This is a genomic window from Streptomyces africanus (assembly GCF_030816955.1).
Lineage (GTDB): Bacteria > Actinomycetota > Actinomycetes > Streptomycetales > Streptomycetaceae > Streptomyces > Streptomyces africanus.
The window spans coordinates 8,368,038-8,386,630 of sequence record NZ_JAUSYP010000001.1; the positions used below are offsets into that span (position 1 = coordinate 8,368,038).

Sequence of the window (18,593 nt, forward strand, 5' to 3'; positions counted from 1 at the left end):
CGAGCTCCCGACGACGACAGGAGAGGGAACTGACATGGCATTGGTTCTGGTGACCGGGGCGGCCGGCGGGCTCGGGCGCGACACGGCGGACGCGCTGGCCGGCGACGGGCACGACGTGGTCGTCCACGTGCGCAACCGGGCCCGGCTCGCCGCCGCGGACGACACCGCCCGGTGGCAAGGCGTCGTCACGGGGGACCTGGCCGACCTGGACGAGATCCGCGAGGTCGCCCGGCAGGCCGCCGGGTTCGGCCGCTTCGACGCCGTCATCCACAACGCCGGCGTCATGAACCGCCCGGAAGACGTCACCGTCAACACGGTCGCGCCCTACATGCTGACGGCGCTGATGGGCAAGCCGGCCCGGCTCGTCTACCTCAGCAGCTCCATGCACCACACCGGCTCCACCGATTTGCGCCGGCTGGCCGTCGGATCCGCTTCCTACGACGACACCAAACTGTGGGTCACGACCCTCGCGCTGGCCTTCGCCTCCCGCTGGGAAGGAACCTCCAGCCACGCGGTCGACCCCGGCTGGGTCCCCACCCGCATGGGCGGTCGCGGCGCCCCGGACGATCTGACCGCCGGGCACGAGACCCAGGCATGGCTCGCCACCCACGACGACGTGACCCCGAGCACCGGCGGCTACTGGTACCACCGGCAACCCCGGACACCCCACCCCGCCACGCAGGACGAACGGTTCCAGGAGCAGCTCATCGCAGCCCTGGAGCGGCACACGGGCGTCGCCCTCGACTGACCCGGCTCCCCTTTCCCCCTGTAGGTGACATGGCGCAGGCGCCGACGCGCGGGGCGAGGCGCCGACCGGGGTTCCGGATCGGCGCCTCGCCTTCACCAGGGGCTACTTCGCCGCCATCGGCGTGACGGCGAGCCGGTCGATGACCGGTGCGTACGGGGACCGCTGGTCGTACTGGTTGTACGTGTCGCCGTTGAAGTCGGGCAGTTCCTCGGCGGTGAAGGTGAGCCGGTTCGTGCCCTTCTTCAGGGTGACCGGGACGGTCAGGTCCCAGAAGTTGTTGAAGTGGAAGGTGGTCGGGAACAGCACCCGGCGGGCCGGGCCGCCGTTGACGGAGAGGTCGGCGTGGCGGGCGATCGGGTCGGGGTTGTAGTGGGTGGCGGGCGCCTGCTCGGCGTTGGAGTAGCGGATGGTCAGCGCGTGCCGCCCGGCCCTGGCGGCGACCACGTCGACGGTGAGGGCGTTGGCCTTGCCGTCGCCGATGTCCGTGACGGCCTTGCCGTTCGTGGCGAAGGGGTAGGCGTCGGTGACCTTCGCGGCGCCGGTGAGCGTGCCGTTCTCGGCCTGGTAGACGGTGGGCACCAGGGTGCCCTTCGACGGGGCGACCCGCAGCCGGTCGAGGACCGGCTCGCCCGCCGTACCGGTGACGGTGATCTTGTTGATGCCGCCGGACAGGAACAGTCGGACCGTGTCCGTGCCCTTCCCCGCCCCGCCGACCTTGGGCAGGTCGAGCTTCTCGCCGTTGAGTGCCAGGCTCGCCCGTCCGCCGCCCAAGTGGTCGACCGACACGGTCGATTCACCATCGGCGGGGGAGTGGACCCAGAACGTCGCGGAGGCGCCCTTCGGCAGCGGAACCGCGCCCGGCCCCGAGGCACCGCCGTACGTGTAGCGCGGCTCCGTGCCGGTGAGGGTGGCGTACTCGGCCTCGTAGAGCGCCGGGGCGGTCACCTTCTCGTCGCGCAGGGCGAGGTCGATCTTGTCGATGATCGCGTCACCCTTGGTGACCCCGAGGTCGGGGTCCTGAGCGGCCAGCGTGATCCGGTGCTTGCCCGCCGTCAGCTTCACCGTCGTGTCGGTGTGGCCCCAGACCACCCACTTGTAGCCCAGCGGCAGCCGCAGTTCCTGTGGCTCCTTGCCGTCGACCCGCAGGAAGACGTTGGTCGGGCCCTGCTCCTTCACCAGGTCGTACAGGTTGTAGGAGTTGGCGAAGACGCTCAGGTCGTAGGTGCCGTCCCGCGGGACCTCGACGTCGAAGGAGAGCACTCCGTCGGAGCCGGTGCGCAGACCGCCCACGTTGTAGGCGCCCGACGTGGCGAACTTGCCGACGTCGGAGGGCGTGCCCTCGGGGCCGTTCCTGGAGTAGCCCTTGCCGGTGTAGGCGGCGTTCTCGGCCTCGTACGTCTCGCGCCAGCTCACGGAAGGCGCGTCCGGCTTCCCGCCGCTGCCGCCGGGGGAGAGGATGACCTGGTAGGCGGACATCTCGTTCATGCCGGTCATCGGCAGTGTCACCGAGCCGTCCGCGCCGACCGTCAGTTCCTGGTCCGCGAGCCGCAACGGCTGGGCGGAGTCGCCGACCTGGCCGGTCCAGGGGATCTCCTGGACGGTGGCGCGCACGGTCTTCCCGAACAGCCTCGGGTCGATGTGGTCGAAGACGATGTCGGCGTCGCCGCTCTTGCCGCCGAAGAGCGCCCGGGACTGCTTCTTGTCCTCGTCGAGGGTGGCCACGCCCTGGAGGGTGTACTGCTGGTTGGGGTGCGGGGCGGTCACCTCGACCGTGTGGCCGGACATCTGCCCGTAGGCGTTGAACAGCCACCACTGGCCGTTGCCCTTGTTGGCCTCCACGGCCGAGTCGTTGAGGTTGCCGTCGATGTTCCAGTACGCCAGGTCGGCGTCGATCTTCGACTCCTCGATGGCGGAGACCCACTGGACGACCTGGCCGGGCACGGACAGGTGGTAGTTGTGCCCGTACTCGTTGACGTTGACCGGCAGCGGCCCGACGCCGACGTCCTTCTCCATCTGCCGGTACTTCGCCACGTTCGTGCGGACCGCGGCAGGTGACGACAGCTCGTGCCAGGTCATCACGTCCGGCACCACGTCGTTGGCCTTGGCGTACTGCAGGAAGCCCTTGACCTGGTCGTAGAGCACGCTGGTGTTGGGACCGGCGATGCGGGCGTCCGGGTCGAGGCCCTTGATGAGGCGGTAGACCTCCTTCCAGGCCGCGAAGTAGTGCTGCGGGTCGTTCAGCCAGGAGACCTTGTCGTAACTCCACTCGCCGGTCCCGAACATGTTGCCCTCGGGCTCGTTGAAGGGCACGTAGACGACGTGGTCCTTGTACTTGCCCATGGTCAGGACCTGCTGGACCTGCTTCTTGATCTTCGTCTTGAAGTCCGCGAGCCGCTCGGGGCCGCTCGCACCCGGCCACTGGTACGGGAAGCCGCGGTAGATGTCGGTCATGTAGATGTAGACGTCCTTGCCGCCCGAGTCCACGAACGGCGGCAGCATCTCCAGCGCGTCCGCTCCCGGGTGCTGCGGACCGTCCTGCGCCTTCGTCGACACCGTGCGCAGACGCATGCCCTCGATGAGGCTGCGGCTCGGCACGCCGTCGCCGTACACGCCGTACAGCGAGCCGGCGGCACCGCCGTGGAAGGCTCCGGTGTCGGTGGCGAGATCGATGACGAGCCGTTCCCGCTCCACGGCCCCGGCGGTGCCCGCGGACGGGCCGGCCAGGAGCGTGGCGAGGGCGGCCGTCGCGACGGCTCCGGCCACAGTCGTTCTGCTTCGTCGCACTGAGGTCTCCGTGGTTTCCGTACTGCTCGGACGCTGAATCGGACACTGAGGGAGTCGAACCGGTTCGACTCTTGCGCATCGAAAGTGGGTTGCGATCCGTCCGTCATCCCTTGCGGCACGCGGAGGCGGCCGCTCGTCGAACCGGTTCGCAGGAAGCTAGCACCGGCGAAATCTCCCAGCAATACCCCTGTCGCAGGACAAGAAGTGCTGTGCGGGGTGTTGACAGCCGCCCGGGCAGTTCTTAGCTTCACTTCACGCGAACCGGTTCGACACTCGCCGGTTCGACAGCCCACGCAAGGAGTCGCCCGTGAACATCGGTGAGATCGCCCGGCGGGCCGGTGTCTCGCGGAGCACCGTGTCCTACGCGCTGAGCGGCAAGCGTCCGGTGTCGGACGAGACCCGCCGGAAGATCCAGGACGTCATCGACGAGCTGGGCTACCGGCCCAACGCCAGTGCCCGCGCCCTGGCCAACGGCCGGACCAGCACGATCGGCCTGGTCTTCCCGCCCGCCGGGAACCACTACACGGGCATGCAGTTGGACTTCATCGGCAGCGTGGTGGAGGCCGCGGCAGCGTATGACTACGACGTGCTGCTGTCCCCGAGCGGCGTGGACAGCGACCGCTCGTTCCAGCGGCTGCTGGGGGAGCGGCGGGTCGACGGCGCGATCCTGATGGAGATCCGGCTGCAGGACGACCGGGTCGACCACCTGGCCGCGCTGGACTTCCCCTCCGTGGCCATCGGCCGCACCGCGCACCCGGAGAGCGGCTGGTGGGTGGGCCTGGACCACACCGCACTGGCGGCGGCGTGCGTCCACCATCTCGCGGACCTCGGTCATCACCGGGTCGCCTTCGTCAACCGGCCGGAACAGCTCCTGCGGGCGGGATACGAGTCCGCGCACCGGGGGCTGGACGGCTTCACCAAGGCGGCGGCCGAGCGCGGGCTGACGGTGCGGACGTACTGCTGCGGGGACGACGCCGCCTCCGGCCAGGCGTGCCTGGAACAGATCCTGCACGACGATCCCGCGACGACGGCCCTGGTCACCCTGAACGAGGCCGCCCTGGGCGGTCTGTACCGAGGGCTCTCCCAGGCGGGCCGTCATGTGCCGCGCGACTTCTCCGTCACCGGAGTCGTCGCCGGCCGGTGGGCGGAGACGGTGACCCCGCAGCTCACCGCGGCGGACGTACCGGCCGAGGAGATGGGCCGTCGCGCCGTCGACCTGCTCATCGAACGGCTCGACCATCCCGGCGCGCCGCCTCGGCACCACCTTCTCGCACCGCCCATCTCGCTGCGGGCCAGCACCGGGCCCGCCGGCGGTACGCCCCCCGTCTGACCCTCGACCCTCCTCGCACTCTCCGCACTTCATCAGGCACGCCGCCGCCCTTCGGCGTACCCGCACAGCCCGCCACCCCTCCCACGGCACCCGTATGCCGAGAACGAAGGACCCGCCATGCACAGCTCCTCCAGACGGCTCCTCACGGCCGTGGCCCTGTCGACCGTCGTCGCCGTCGTCGGCACCGCCTGTTCCTCCGGCGCGGGCAGCACCGACGCCAAGGACGCTGACAGCGGCACCTACACGATCTGGGACCCGTACCCGCAGTTCGCCAAGGGCTCGGCCTGGACGAAGCTGCTGGACAAGTGCGGCACCCGGGCCGGCGTGAAGGTCCAGCGGACCGGCTACGACACCAGCGACCTGGCCAACAAGACGCTGCTCGCCGCCCAGCAGGGCAACTCCCCGGACGTCCTGATCGTCGACAATCCGGTCGTCTCGACCCTGGCCGAGGCGGGCGTGCTCACCACGACCGACGAGAACAAGCTGGACACCTCCAAGGTGGACCCCAACCTGCTCGCGGCCGGCCAGTCGGGCGGCAAGACGTACGGCACACCCATCGGCGCCAACACCCTCGCCCTCTACTACAACAAGAAGGTGCTGAAGGAGGCCGGGGTGGACATCGCCTCGGTCAAGGACTGGACGTCGCTGACGGCGGCGCTGGCGAAGGTCAAGAAGGCGGGCAAGAAGGGCATCACCTTCTCGGCGATCGGCACCGAGGAGGGCAGCTTCCAGTTCCTGCCCTGGTTCTGGGGATCGGGCGCGCAGCTCACCCAGGCCGACTCGGACGAGGCCGTGTCCGCACTGTCGCTGTGGAAGGGCTGGCTGGACAAGGGCTACGCCCCCAACTCGGTCATCAACAACACCCAGACGACCAGCTGGCAGGAGTTCGCCGGCGGCGACTACGCCTTCGCCGAGAACGGGACCTGGCAGCTCGCCAACGCCGAGAAGGCCGGCTTCGAGTACGGCGTCCTGCCGATCCCGGGCTCCGACGGGGGCCACGCCGCCGCCCCGACCGGCGGCGAGTTCGTCACCCTCCCGGTCCAGGAGGACACCGGCCGCTACACCACGTCGCAGAAGCTGGCGACCTGCCTGACCAGCACCCAGAACCTGTACGACACCGACACCACCCTGTCCTACGTGGCCCCCACCGGTGAGGTCCAGGACAAGCAGGTGGCGGCGAACCCCGCACTGAAGCCCTGGGTCGACGCGGTCAAGTCGGCCAAGGGACGCACCAGCGGCGACCTCGGCACCAAGTACCCCAAGATCTCGGAGCAGTTGTGGAAGGCGGTCCAGTCCGCCCTCAGCGGGGCGAAGTCGCCCAAGGACGCCCTGACGTCGGCTCAGGCCGCGGTCAAGTGACATGGGCCCGATGAAGCAGACGGCACACCCGCCGGACCACCGGCCCGTGCGCACCCCGACCGGGCCGGCGGGGGCCTTCGCCCCGCACCCGGCCCGTCCCGGGACACGACGCCGTCCGACCTCCCAGCAATGGGCCGCCTGGGCCTTCCTCACCCCGGTGACCCTCTACCTCGTCCTCTTCTACGCCTATCCGCTGTACCGCAACCTCGACCTGAGCCTGCGCGACTACACCGTCCGCTCCTTCGTCCAGGGCAACGCGCCCTTCACGGGCCTGGAGAACTACGCGAAGGTCCTCGACGACCCGACCTTCGCCCCGGCCCTGCTCCACACCGTGGTGTTCACCGCCGTGTGCCTGGTCTTCCAGTACGCCATCGGCCTGGCCCTCGCGGTCTTCTTCCATCAGAACTTCCGGCTGTCGGCGACCCTGCGGGCCCTGTTCCTGGTGCCCTGGCTGCTGCCGCTGATCGTGTCGGCCTCCACCTGGTCGTGGATGCTCAACAGCGACTCCGGCATCGTCAACGCCCTGCTGAGCACCGTCGGCATCGACCCGGTGAACTGGCTGACCTCACCGTCCTGGTCACTGACCTCGGTGATCATCGCCAACATCTGGATCGGCGTCCCCTTCAACCTGGTCGTGCTCCACAGCGGCCTGCAGTCCATCCCCGCCAGCCTGTACGAGGCCGCGGCACTGGACGGGGCGAACGCCTGGCACCGCTTCTGGCGCATCACCTTCCCGCTGCTGCGCCCGGTGTCCGCGATCACCCTGCTCCTGGGCCTCGTCTACACACTCAAGGTCTTCGACATCATCTGGATCATGACCAAGGGCGGCCCGGCGGACGCGTCCACCACCTTCGCCACCTGGTCCTACCAGCTCGGCTTCGGCAACCTCCTGCCCGCCTTCGGCCCCGGAGCGGCCGTCGGCAACCTGCTCGTCGTCGCCGCGCTGGTGTTCGGCCTCGTCTACATCCGGGTCCAGCGAAAGCAGGCGCTGTCATGAACCGACGCACCGGCCGCACGGGGTGGAAGACGGCCATCGGTGTGCTGCTGACCGGGATCATGCTCTTCCCGGTCTACTGGATGCTCAACGTCTCCCTCACCCGCGACCAGGACATGCGCAAGAGCCCGCCGGACCTGCTGCCGCTGCACGGCACCCTGGCCGGCTACCGCACCGTCCTGGACGAGCAGTTGCCCTACCTCGCGACCAGCCTGGTCATCGGCCTGGGCACGGTCGTCCTGACCGTGGCACTGGCCGCCCCCGCCGGCTACGCCCTGGCCAAACTCCGCCCACGCGGCGGGGGTCTGCTCGGCTTCCTCTTCCTGGTCGCCCAGATGATCCCCGGCATCATCATGGCGATGGGCTTCTACGCGATCTACCTCCAGCTCGGCCTGCTCCGGTCCGTGCCCGGCCTGATCGTCGCCGACTCCACCCTGGCCGTCCCGTTCGCGGTGCTCATCTTCACGGCGTTCATGTCCGGCATCCCCGGCGAACTGCTCCAGGCGGCGACGATGGACGGCGCCGGACCCCTGACCACCTTCCGGTCCATCGTCCTGCCGATGAGCCGCAACGCCGTCGTCACGGTGTCGCTGTTCGCGTTCCTGTGGTCGTGGTCCGACTTCGTCTTCGCCGGCACCCTCGTCAACGGCGGTGCGCACGAGCCGATCACCCTGGGCATCTACCACTACATCGGCAACAACAACCAGGAGTGGAACGCCATCATGGCGACCGCCGTCGTGGCCTCGCTGCCCGCCGCGGTGATCCTCGTCCTGGCCCAGCGCTACGTCGCCGCCGGCGTGACCGCCGGTGCCGTCAAGGACTGACCGCCCGCTGAACCTGCCCTTCCGCCGACGATCCCTGCTTCTGCCGACGATCCCTGCTCGAGAAACGAGTCACGCCTCCATGACCGCCGCCCCGTCGTCCGGACCTGCCTTCTCGGTCCACGACATCCCGTTCAGCACGTTCGGATCCTGGTTCGGCATCTCACCCGTGGTGGCGGAGAAGACGTACGCCGAGGACCTCCACCTCGTCTCGCACCAGAACGGCATGCACGCCGTCCTCCGCCTCGTCCCGCTGGACCCGGCGACGGGCGAGCGCACCGGCACCCGTGTCGAGGCGACTCCGGGACTGCTCAGCTGGGTCGGCCCGGCCGGGCGCATCGACCTCGCCTACGAGTCGCCGGACACCGTGCGCCTGCGGGGGAGCGGCCTGGGCCTCGGCGTCTTCGCGGCCGCGCAGGTCCTGACGCCGTTCAGCGGGACGTACTTCTTCCACGACCCGGCGGCGGACGCGCACGTGTTCACGTCGTACGAGACAGGACGCCGCTACCGCGTGACCGTCCTGTCCGGCCGTATCGCCCACACTGCCGGCGCCCAGGCGCTGGGCGGTGGCGACCGCGGCCTCGCCGTGGCCGCTGCGGCGGACGGGGCGTGGGAGATCGCCGTCGAGGAACTCGACACCGCTCGCCCGCCGTACGCGTCCTCGGCGGCCTTCGGCGAGATCGTGGCGGGGGCCCGCCGATCCTTCGCGGACTTCGCCGACGCGGTGGCGCCCTGGCGCTCGTCCGCCACCCCGGCCGCCGAACTCGCCGCCTACGTCCTCTGGTCGGCGACCGTACGCCGGACCGGACTCGTCACCCGGCCCGCCGTCCTCATGTCCAAGCACTGGATGGACAAGGTCTGGAGCTGGGACCACTGTTTCAACGCCCTGGCCCTGGCCCCGGGCTGTCCCGAGCTGGCCGTGGACCAGTTCGCCCTGCCCTTCGACCACCAGGACGGCAGCGGAGCCCTGCCCGACTCCGTCACCCACTCCGAGGTCCTCCGCAACTTCGTCAAACCGCCCGTCCACGGCTGGGCGTCGGGCCGTCTGCGCCGCCGCCTGCCGGAGCCTCCCAGCCGGGCGGAACTGGCCGAGACGTACGACCGGCTGGCACGCTGGACGGACTTCTGGCTCACCGCACGACGCGCACCCGGCGCCGCCCTGCCCCACTACCAGCACGGCAACGACAGCGGCTGGGACAACGCCACCACCTTCGACCCCGAGCGGGTGGTCGTCACCGCCGACCTGGCCGCCTTCCTCGTCCTGCAGCTCCACGAACTCGCCGCCCTGGCGGCGGAGTTGGACCAGCCGGACGAAGCGAGCCGCTGGACGCGCACGGCACACGAGATCCAGTCGGCGCTGCTGGACGAGCTCTGGACCGGCGAACGGTTCGTCGCCCGGGGAGCCGCCACCGGGCACACCTGGAGCAGCTCAAGCCTCCTCGACCTCATGCCCATCGTGCTGGGTGAGCACCTGCCCGGCGAGATCGGCAGCGCGCTGGCCGACCACATCAAGGCTCATCTGACCCCGTACGGCCTCGCCACCGAACTGCCCACCTCACCGCACTACCTCTCCGACGGCTACTGGCGCGGCCCCGTCTGGGCCCCCGCCACCGTCCTCATCGAGGACGGCCTGCGCCGCGCCGGCCACGACCGGCTCGCGGACGACATCAGCGCCCGCTTCCGCGCACTGTGCGAGACCCACGGCTTCGCCGAGAACTTCGACGCCCTCACAGGCACGGGTCTGCGCGACCGCGCCTACACCTGGACCGCCGCGAGCTACCTCCTCCTCGCCGAAGCACACGCCCACCGGGGCCGCCACTGACCGTGCGTCACCGCAGCGGATGCAGCGCCGTCAACTCGGCAGCCCGGCGGCCCGTGACGATCGACTCCGCCAGCAGCTTGCCGCTGAGGGGGCCCAGGGCGATGCCCCACATGCCGTGGCCGCCGCAGACGTGGACCCGGGGCGAGCGGGTCGGGCCGACCAGGGGCAGGCCGTCCGCCGTGCACGGGCGAGGGCCGGCCCAGGCGTCGGTGCGGCGGGTGAGGTCGGCCGAAGGGAGCAGATCGCGGACCGCGTTGACGACCGCCTCGATACGGCGGGGGTCCGCAGGGCGGTCGGGCGCCGTGAACTCCATCATTCCCGCCACCCGCACGCGGTCCCCGAGCGGTGTGCAGACCACCCGCCGCTCGGCGAAGTAGGTGGGCCGGGTGGGCAGCCCCTCCGGAGGAAGAGAGAAACTGTAGCCGCGCCCGGACTGCACCCGGACGCGCACGCCGAAGGGCGAGGCCAGGCGGCCGAGCCAGGCCCCGGGCGCGAGGACGGCAGCGTCGGCCCGCACGGACGTGCCGTCCGGGGCGAGGGCGACGACCCCGGTGCCCAGGTCCCGTACCCGGGTGATCTCCAGGCCGGTGACGATCTTTCCGCCCCGGTCGCGGACCGCGTCGGCCAGTGCCGTGACGAAGGCCCCGGGATCGAGGTGACGCTGGCCGTGCAGCCGTACGGCCGCGTCGACGCGAGAGGAGAGCGCGGGTTCCCACGCGCGCGCCTCGGCCCCTGTGAGCAGGTCGTAGTCGACCTCCTGCCCCGCCGCGCGCACCGCGTCCAGCTCCGCCACGAGCGGGGCGCGGCCGGCCGCGGAGGTGAAGGCGAGCAGGCACGCCTCGCCCGAGCGCGTCGGCTCGGTGACCCCGCCCCGGGCCAGATCGTCGTACGCCGACAGCGCCCGGCGGTTCAGCGCGGCGAGTGCCGCCATCCCCACCTGCCAGCGCTGGTGGGTGCAGTTCCGGGTGAACGCCAGCAGGAAGCGGGCCAGCCGCGGATCGGGGCGGGGCGGGATGTAGAGCGGGGAGGCGGGGGAGAGAAGCGTGCGCAACCCCAGCTTCAGAGCGGCCGGCTCGGGCAGGGGCACGGTCAGGGCGGGGGACAACCAGCCCGCGTTGCCCCAGGACGCGCCGGCCGCGACGCCCCGCCGGTCGACCACGGTGACCTCGACACCGGCCTCCTGGAGGAACCAGGCCGTCGACAGCCCGGCCATGCCCGCACCCACCACCACGACACTGCGCGGGCTCATGACCGACCGCCTTCCGCCACATCCGTGTGCACCGCGATGTCCGGTCGCCGTTCCCCGACCCGGGTCGCCTGCTCGAACGCGTATCCCGCCCTCAGCACGGCCGCGTCCCCCCGGTGCGGCCCGACCACCTGGAGCCCGACCGGCAGCCCGGCCGGGGTGAAGCCGGCCGGGACCGACAGGGCCGGGCAGCCGGTCATCGTGATCAGGGACGCCGAGCGCATCCAGTCCAGATACGTCTCCATGGCGACGCCGTCCACCGAGGCCGGGTAAGCGAGGCGGACGTCGAAGGGCGGGACCTGACTCACCGGCAGCAGCAGGACGTCGTACCTCCCGAAGAACTCGCGCACCCGGTGGAACAGCGCCGCCTGGAGCAGCTGGGCGCGGCCCAGGTCCGGGCCGGTGAGCTTGCGGCCCTCCTCGATGTTCCAGACGACGTCCGGGGCCATGCGGTGCCGGTGCTCGTCCAGCAGGGGCCCGTAGGCGAGCTCCATCTGCCAGGCGCGCTGGACGAGGAACGCCTCGTCGGCGCCGGACAGGTCGGGACAGGCCTCCTCGACCTCGCAGCCCAGCTCCCCGAACACCTGCACCGCGCCGCGCACCACGTCCCGGACCTCCGGGTCGACCGGCACGCTCCCGCCGAGGTCGGGCGACCAGGCGACCCGCCAGCCGCGCACATCGCCGTCGAGCCGGCCCGAGAACAGGGAACCCGGCGTCTCCAGGGCGAGCGGGCTGCGCGGATCCGGCCCGGCCAGCACCGACAGCGTCAGGGCGACGTCCTGCACGGTCCGCGCCATGGGGCCCTTGACCGACAGCTGCCCCCACGGCGCCTTGTCGGGCCAAGAGGGGACCCGGCCGGGGGAGGGGCGCAGGCCGACCACGTTGTTGAAGGACGCCGGGTTGCGCAGCGAGCCGCCGGTGTCGCTGCCGTCGGCGATCGGCTGCAAACCGCACGCGAGCGCGGCCCCGGCGCCGCCGCTGCTGCCGCCCGCGCTGCGCGAGAGGTCGTAGGGGTTGCGGGTCGCGCCGAAGACGGGGTTGACGGTGTGCGAGCCCATCCCGAGTTCGGGCACGTTCGTCTTGCCGAGCGTGATGGCCCCGGCCCGCTTGAGGCGCTCGACGACCAGGTGGTCCCGGGCCGGGACGTGGTCGGCGAGGACGGGTGAGCCGTACGTCGTGCGGATGCCCGCGGTGTCGTGGAGGTCCTTGTGCGCGACGGGCAGCCCGTGCAGCGGTCCCAACTCCGCCTGTGAGACGGTCCGTTCGTCGGCTTCGGCCGCCGCCTCCAGAGCCCGGTCGGCGACGAGGGTGACGATCGCGTTCACCGACTGGTTCACCCGGTCGATTTGTTCCAGATGGGCGGTGACGACCTCGCGGGCGGAGATCTCACGACTCCGCAGGGCCGCGGCGAGCTCGGTCGCGGTGCTGAAGCACAGGTCGGCGGGGTTCACAGTCCTCCCAGGGTTTCCTTGAGCTGCACGACGGCGAGCACCCCGAACAGGACGAAGGAGCCCGACAGCAGCACGTTCGAAAGAGTCTTGTTGCGGTACGGCGGCTGAAGGCCTCGCCGGTTGAGAAGGACCAGCAGCGCCCCGGACAGCAACGGCAGGACGAGGGAGCCCACGGCGGCGTAGGTGAGCAGCAGGGGGACCGGCTTCCCGGCGAAGGTCACCGCCACGGACGTGGCCGCGCAGTAGAGCACGAACAGGCGGAACGGGAGGCTGCGCTGGCCCATGTGCCGCTCGGCCTCGTCGTCCGGCACTGAGCGCAGGGTGCGCAGCGAGTCGGCCAGCAGATAGCACAGGGCGTTGAAGCCGCCGACCAGGGCGCTCAGGGTGACGAGGAAGAAGGTGCCCAGGAACAGCACCCGGGCTGCCGACCCCATATCCGCGCCGAGCGGTTCGGCCAGTGCGGCGAGCCCTTCGTTGCCGGTGATCGTCCGGCCGCTGCCGTACAGCAGGCCGGTGCCCACGATCGACGTGCACACCACGAACAGGAACGTGACCGTGTAGCTCATCGCCGTGTCGGCCCGCATGACGGGCAGCCAGCTCGCGTGCCGCCAGCGCTTCTCCCGCACCCAGTAGCTGTATGAGGCCACTCCGGCCGTGCCGCCCACCCCGCCGACCAGGGCCAGGACCGTGATGACGTCGCCCTCCGGCAGCCGCGGCCGCAGTGAGGACACCAGTCCGGACGGGTCGTCCATGGTGGCCAGCGTGGCCACGGCCAGCACGACCATGCCGACGAACTTGGCCAGCATGAACCCGCTCATCACCAGCTCGAACAGCGTGTACCGGCCCACGTAGACGATTCCGGCCGACGCCAGCGCGATCACCAGGGCCAGTGGCCTCACCGGCAGGACGGGGAACAGCGTCGACAGCGCGAGCGACGCCACCGAGCTCAGGGCCGCCCCGTAGAGCAGCCCGATGACCAGGACGAATCCGAAGAAGGCGTACGGGAGCCAGCGGGCGGCCGAGCGCAGGCTCGCGATCACCGTCAGCCCGGTCGCCAGATACAGGCGTCCTACCGCTTCGGTCAGCGCGTACTTGAGCACGACGCCGATGAGGATCGCCCACAGCAGGGCCATGCCGTAGCCGGCGGCGCCCGCCAGCGACGTCACCATGTCGCCGGCGCCCACGCTGGCGGCCGCCAGGACCAGCCCCGGCCCGAGGACGGCCAGCCGTCCGCGCCGGGTGGTGGGGGCGGGGAAGGACTCGGGGGACGGGGCAGCCGTCGGCGGGTGAGGGGGACTTCCGGGTGTCGCGGTCATGTCGGCCACCTCCGGAGGTGGGGAGAGTGCGGTCCGGCTTCCCGGCAGAGTCGGGCACGGCGACGGATGGGAACAAGATTCCCTGGGAAATCGACGGAATCGGCCATACGCTCAGGCCGATGGACGCACCGCACACCGGCTTCGTGGCCGATTCGCTGGACCGGCGCATCATCAGCGCGCTGCAGATCGACGGCCGTGCCTCGTGGCACGCCATCGCGACGGCGCTCGGCGAACCGGAGCGCACCGTCGTCCGCCGGGGCACCCGGCTGCTGGACTCCGGGCTGGTACGGATCGGCGCCATGCCGGTGCGCGGACGCAGCACCGTGATCGGAGTGCGCTGCGCGCCCGGCCAGGCCCGCGTGGTCGCCACCGCGCTCGCGCGCCGGCCCGACTGTGCCTTCGCCCAGCTCCTGACCGGGACCTGGGACTGCGTCGCGGAGGTGCAGTGCCCGCGCGACCGTCTCGCGGGACTCGTCATGGACGACCTGCCGGGCCTGCCCGGGGTCGTGAGGACGCTGACGCTCCCGGTGCTGCGGCACGTGCGGACGATTCGCGAGTGGCACGCGGGTCTGCTCACCGAGGCCGAGATCGCCGCACTCACCGAAGGGACCGGAGCCCTCCCCGCGTCGGCGGACGTGTCGCCCCCGTTCGACGGGGCCGGAGAGCTCTCCCGCGCCGACCGGCTGCTGGTGCACGCCCTGGCCGAGGACGGGCGGTGCACGTTCGACGAACTGGCCCGGGTGTCCGGGGTGTCCGAGGCCACCGCCCGGCGCCGGCTGGGCGCCCTGCGCCGGGCGGGTCGGGTCCGCGTCCGTGCCGTGATCGAACCGGTGCTGCTCGGGCTGCCGGTGGAGGCGGTGCTGTGGGTGCGGACCGTGCCGTCGGAGGCCGACGCGGTGACGGCGGCGCTCGCCGGGTCCCCGCACGTCCGGTACGTCAGCTTCGTCACCGGCGAACGCCAGCTGCTGGTCCTGACCGCGTTTCCGGACGAGGCGGCGCTCCACGACTTCGTCACACGTGCCCCGTGGCTGCGCGAGGTCGTGTCGGTGGATGTGTCGATGGTCCTGGGCTCGCTGAAGCGGGGCGGGATGCTCGCGCCGCGGCTGCGTGACTGACGTCCTGTTCAGGCCGATGTATCGATGATCGTCAGGTCTTGACACGGCGGTCTCCAGTGGGGAAGAGGGCTCGCAGGCCGGGGCGGCTGTCACAGACCCGGGCCCCGCCCTGTCTCTCCGGTGAGTCAATCCCTCAGCGAAACGGAGACAGTGATGAAGATCGTGGTCGTCGGCGGTACCGGACTCATCGGCTCGCAGGTCGTCGCGCTGCTGCGCGACAAGGGCCACGACGCCGTGGCCGCCGCTCCCTCCACGGGGGTCGACACCCTCACCGGCGAGGGACTGGCCGAGGCCCTCAAGGGCGCGGACGTGGTCGTGGACGTGTCGAACTCGCCGTCCTTCGACAGCGAGCCGGCGCTGGACTTCTTCACCCGCTCGGCACGGAACCTGTTCGCCGCGGAGAAGGAGGCGGGCGTCCGCCACCATGTCGGGCTCTCCATCGTCGGCGTCGACCAGGTGCCCGGATACGGCTACTACGAGGCCAAGGTCGCCCAGGAGAACGCCGTGCGCGGCAGCGGCGTGCCCTACAGCATCGTGCGCGCCACCCAGTTCTTCGAGTTCGTCGCCCCGGTGATGGACATGTCCACCCAGGACGGTGAGGTGCGGCTGCCGTCCACGCGGCTGCGCCCGATCGCCTCCGCCGATGTCGCGGCGGCCGTCGCCGAGGCCGCCCAGGGCGAACCGTCGAACGGCATCCGGACCATCGCGGGACCCGAAGTGCACCGGCTCGACCGGCTCGGTGAACTCACCCTGGCGGCGAAGCCGGACGGCCGTAGCGTCGTCACCGACGAGACCGCCGGCCTGTTCGCGGGCATGCCCGACGTGCTCACCGGCGACGGCACCGCGCATCTCGCGTCCACCCGCTACGAGGAATGGGTCAAGCAGAACTGACGATGTCCGTCGTCGGACAGGCCCTACGGGCGGTCGGTGAGCCTGCGCGCCGACCGCTCGTACGCCCTCAGCTTGTCCGGCGTCAGGACCCAGTAGAGCCCGTCGATGCCGTCCGGTCCCACGGTGGCGCTCACCAGGGCGACGGCGGCCCCGTCCCGGGCGAGCAGCAGGCTGGGCCGTCCGTTGGCCTCGACGATGCCGTACTCGGCCCCGGGGAAGAACTTCCGGGCGAAGGCGGTGACCCTGGCCACGCGCTCGGGCCCCACGATCTCCAGCCGTGCCACGCCGCGCATGCCGTTGCCGTCCGCGTAGGCGACGACGTCGGCCGACAGCACGTTCTCCAGCGCCGCGACGTCACCGTGCCGCGCGGCGGCGACGAAGGCTTCGAGCAGGCGCCGGTGCTGTGCCGGGTCGACCGGGTCACGGCGCTCGGCGGACAGGCGCTTGCGGGCCCGGCTGACGATCTGCCGCGTGTTGGCCTGGCTCAACCGGAGCATGCCCGCGATCTCGTCGTACGCGTAGTCGAACGCCTCCCGCAGTACATAGGCCGCCCGCTCCACCGGGTTCAGCCGCTCCAGGACCAGCAGCACGGCCAGCTCCAGCGCCTCGCCCCGCTCCGCGCCGACCTGCGGATCCACACTGGTGTCCACCGGCTCCGGCAGCCACGGCCCCACATAGGCCTCCCGGCGAACCCGCGCCGACTGGGCCACGTTGATCGCCAGACGTGTGGTGATCTTCGCCAGGAACGCCCCGTCGTCCAGCACGGCGCTCCGGTCCGCGCCCTGCCAGCGCAGCCACACGTCCTGCACCACGTCCTCGGCCTCGGACACGCTGCCCAGAACGCGGTAGGCGATACCGAACAGCCGGGGACGCAGGCGCTCGAACGCGTCCGCGGCCGCGTCCAGCGCGCCGTCGGTGAGGGGCTGTCCCTGGTCCATGCTGCCGATGCCTCCGCGGGTCGACCGTCGTGCCTCAGACAGTACGACCCTCGGAGCCGGTGCATGTGGCGGCGCTCAGTCGTCGTAACGAGGTGTCCACTGCGCCTGCGCGACCGCCTTGCGCAATTCGTCCTCCGTCGCCTGCGGAGCGACCCCGTCCTCGACCGCGGCGAGAGCCGCCGCCAGGGCGATCTCGCGAGCGGACTCGCGCATCCCCGTCAGGGGCGGCAGCAGCGGCACGGGGCCGTCGTCGCCGGGCGCCGCCCGTACCGCGCACTCGGCGACGGCCCGGGCGGCGGCCACCATCATGCGGTCCGTGACGCGCGTGGCCCGGCTCGCCGTCACCGCGAGGCCCATGGCCGGGAAGACGTACACGTTGTTCGACTGCGCCACCGGCACCTCGTGCCCGTTCACCGTCAGCGGCGGGAAGGGCGAGCCGGTGGCGATCAGCGCCCGGCCGTCGGTCCAGCGGGTGAGGTCCGCCGGATCGGCCTCGGAGTGAGAAGTGGGGTTGGAAAGCGGGAAGATGACGGGCCGTTCGCAGGTCGAGCCCATCTGCCGCACGATCTCCTCGGTGAACGCGCCGTGAGCCGTCGACAACCCGATGAGCGCCGTCGGCTCGACACGGCGCACCACCTCGGCGAGGCCGGTGCCGTCCCAGCCGTTCACCTCGCCGTCGTCCCGCGCGAACACCCGCTGCTGCGGGGTCAGTTCCGTGCGCGAGCGCACCAGCAGGCCGTCGACGTCGAGGATCCAGAACCGTGCCGTGGCCTCGTCCTCGGACAGGCCCTCCTCGATCATGGCCGTCCGGATCATGTCGGCGACACCGATGGCGGCCGACCCCGCCCCCAGGATCACCAGGCGCTGCTCGGACAGCGGAGTGCCGGACACGTTCGCGGCTGTGGACAGGGCGCCGAGCGTGACGGCCGCCGTGCCCTGGATGTCGTCGTTGAAGGTGAGCAGCCGGTCCCGGTAGCGCGAGAGGATGGGATAGGCGTGGGCGGTGGCGAAGTCCTCCCACTGGAGCAGCGTGCCGGGCAACTCCGCCTCCACCGCCGAGACGAACGCCTCGATCATCTCGTCGTAGTCGGCGCCGGTCAGCCTGCGGGCACGCCGGCCGAGGTAGCGCGGGTTGCCGAGCAGGTCCTCGTTGTCGGTGCCGACGTCCAGCAGGATCGGCAGGGTGCGGGCGGGGTGGATGCCGCCGATCGCCGTGTAGAGGCTGAGCTTGCCGATCGGGATGCCCATCCCGCCGACGCCCTGGTCGCCCAGGCCGAGGATGCGCTGCCCGTCGGTGACGACGATGACGTCCACGTCCTTGTCGCGGTGCGGGCGGTTGCGCAGGATGTCCCGGAAGCGGTGCCGGTCCTCCCACGTCAGGAACAGCCCGCGCGGCCGCCGGTAGATCTCGCTGAAACGCCGGCAGGCCTCGCCCACCGTCGGCGTGTAGACGACGGGCAGCAGCTCCTCCAGGTACTCGGTGACCAGGCGGTAGAAGAGCACCTCGTTGGTGTCCTGGAGCTGGCGCAGGTAGATGTGCCGGTTGAGGGGCTTGTCATAGCCGTGGAACGCCTCGTAGGCGCGGGCGACCTGCTCGTCCAGGGTCTCCACGGCGGGCGGCAGCAGCCCGTCGATGCCGAGCTCGGCGCGCTCCTGCCGGCTGAAGGCGGTGCCCTTGTTGACGAGCGGGTCGGCCAGGGTGGTGAGGGCGGGGCTGGTGGTCGTGCGGGGGTGCGGGGTCTTCGGCTGGTCCATGGGGTGACGCCTTCCCCGGACTC

Annotated in this window: 14 protein-coding genes; 8 read left to right on the forward strand and 6 right to left on the reverse strand. The window is 71.3% G+C overall.

Annotation, left to right across the window (positions count from 1 at the left end; genetic code table 11):
* Window positions 1-34 precede the first annotated feature (34 nt).
* Window positions 35-748, forward strand: coding sequence for an SDR family NAD(P)-dependent oxidoreductase (locus QF034_RS38085; protein ID WP_307179212.1), 714 nt, complete (start codon window positions 35-37; stop codon window positions 746-748).
* A gap of 102 nt (window positions 749-850) precedes the next feature.
* Here QF034_RS38085 and QF034_RS38090 read toward each other — a convergent pair whose 3' ends face one another.
* Window positions 851-3,532 carry a carbohydrate-binding protein gene (locus QF034_RS38090; RefSeq protein WP_307179213.1) on the reverse strand — a complete coding sequence of 894 codons (2,682 nt, stop codon included), beginning with the start codon at window positions 3,530-3,532 and terminating at the stop codon, window positions 851-853.
* A gap of 307 nt (window positions 3,533-3,839) precedes the next feature.
* Between QF034_RS38090 and QF034_RS38095 the strand changes: the two genes are divergently transcribed.
* The 5 genes from QF034_RS38095 (at window position 3,840) to QF034_RS38115 (ending at window position 9,858) form a co-directional block, all read left to right on the forward strand.
* Window positions 3,840-4,862, forward strand: coding sequence for a LacI family DNA-binding transcriptional regulator (locus tag QF034_RS38095; RefSeq protein ID WP_307179214.1), 1,023 nt, complete (start codon window positions 3,840-3,842; stop codon window positions 4,860-4,862).
* Between the two features lie 117 nt (window positions 4,863-4,979).
* Entirely contained in the window at window positions 4,980-6,221 is a 1,242-nt protein-coding gene (locus QF034_RS38100; protein WP_307179215.1) for a sugar ABC transporter substrate-binding protein, read from the forward strand.
* Between the two features lie 10 nt (window positions 6,222-6,231).
* The gene (locus QF034_RS38105; RefSeq protein ID WP_307179216.1) at window positions 6,232-7,218 is read left to right on the forward strand and encodes a carbohydrate ABC transporter permease; all 987 of its coding nucleotides are present in this window, start codon (window positions 6,232-6,234) and stop codon (window positions 7,216-7,218) included.
* The gene (locus QF034_RS38110) at window positions 7,215-8,039 is read left to right on the forward strand and encodes a carbohydrate ABC transporter permease (RefSeq protein ID WP_086562640.1); all 825 of its coding nucleotides are present in this window, start codon (window positions 7,215-7,217) and stop codon (window positions 8,037-8,039) included. The genes QF034_RS38105 and QF034_RS38110 overlap by 4 nt, the downstream gene beginning before the upstream one ends.
* Window positions 8,040-8,118: 79 nt before the next feature.
* The gene (locus QF034_RS38115; RefSeq protein WP_307179217.1) at window positions 8,119-9,858 is read left to right on the forward strand and encodes an amylo-alpha-1,6-glucosidase; all 1,740 of its coding nucleotides are present in this window, start codon (window positions 8,119-8,121) and stop codon (window positions 9,856-9,858) included.
* A gap of 7 nt (window positions 9,859-9,865) precedes the next feature.
* Here the strand turns inward: QF034_RS38115 and QF034_RS38120 are convergent, their stop codons facing one another.
* The 3 genes from QF034_RS38120 to QF034_RS38130 are packed head-to-tail and all read right to left on the reverse strand — an operon-like array spanning window position 9,866 to window position 13,871.
* Complete coding sequence (locus QF034_RS38120) at window positions 9,866-11,107, reverse strand: NAD(P)/FAD-dependent oxidoreductase (protein WP_307179218.1); 1,242 nt, start codon at window positions 11,105-11,107, stop codon at window positions 9,866-9,868.
* Window positions 11,104-12,555 (reverse strand): amidase, encoded by a 1,452-nt coding sequence (locus tag QF034_RS38125; RefSeq protein WP_307179219.1) that lies wholly within the window; start codon window positions 12,553-12,555, stop codon window positions 11,104-11,106. The genes QF034_RS38120 and QF034_RS38125 overlap by 4 nt, the downstream gene beginning before the upstream one ends.
* Window positions 12,552-13,871 (reverse strand): Nramp family divalent metal transporter, encoded by a 1,320-nt coding sequence (locus QF034_RS38130; RefSeq protein WP_307179220.1) that lies wholly within the window; start codon window positions 13,869-13,871, stop codon window positions 12,552-12,554. The genes QF034_RS38125 and QF034_RS38130 overlap by 4 nt, the downstream gene beginning before the upstream one ends.
* A 119-nt stretch (window positions 13,872-13,990) precedes the next feature.
* On the opposite strand from QF034_RS38130, the gene QF034_RS38135 reads away from it, so the two are divergent.
* Both QF034_RS38135 and QF034_RS38140 read left to right on the forward strand, forming a co-directional pair.
* Window positions 13,991-14,986, forward strand: a complete 996-nt coding sequence (locus QF034_RS38135) for an Lrp/AsnC family transcriptional regulator (RefSeq protein ID WP_307179221.1) — start codon at window positions 13,991-13,993, stop codon at window positions 14,984-14,986.
* Window positions 14,987-15,139: 153 nt separating this feature from the next.
* The gene (locus QF034_RS38140) at window positions 15,140-15,877 is read left to right on the forward strand and encodes an SDR family oxidoreductase (protein ID WP_307179222.1); all 738 of its coding nucleotides are present in this window, start codon (window positions 15,140-15,142) and stop codon (window positions 15,875-15,877) included.
* A 23-nt stretch (window positions 15,878-15,900) separates the two neighbouring features.
* Here the strand turns inward: QF034_RS38140 and sigJ are convergent, their stop codons facing one another.
* Together sigJ and QF034_RS38150 are read right to left on the reverse strand one after the other, a co-directional pair.
* Entirely contained in the window at window positions 15,901-16,815 is a 915-nt protein-coding gene (gene sigJ / locus QF034_RS38145) for an RNA polymerase sigma factor SigJ (protein WP_307179223.1), read from the reverse strand.
* Window positions 16,816-16,890: 75 nt separating this feature from the next.
* Window positions 16,891-18,570, reverse strand: a complete 1,680-nt coding sequence (locus tag QF034_RS38150; protein ID WP_307179224.1) for an NAD-dependent malic enzyme — start codon at window positions 18,568-18,570, stop codon at window positions 16,891-16,893.
* Window positions 18,571-18,593 lie beyond the last annotated feature (23 nt).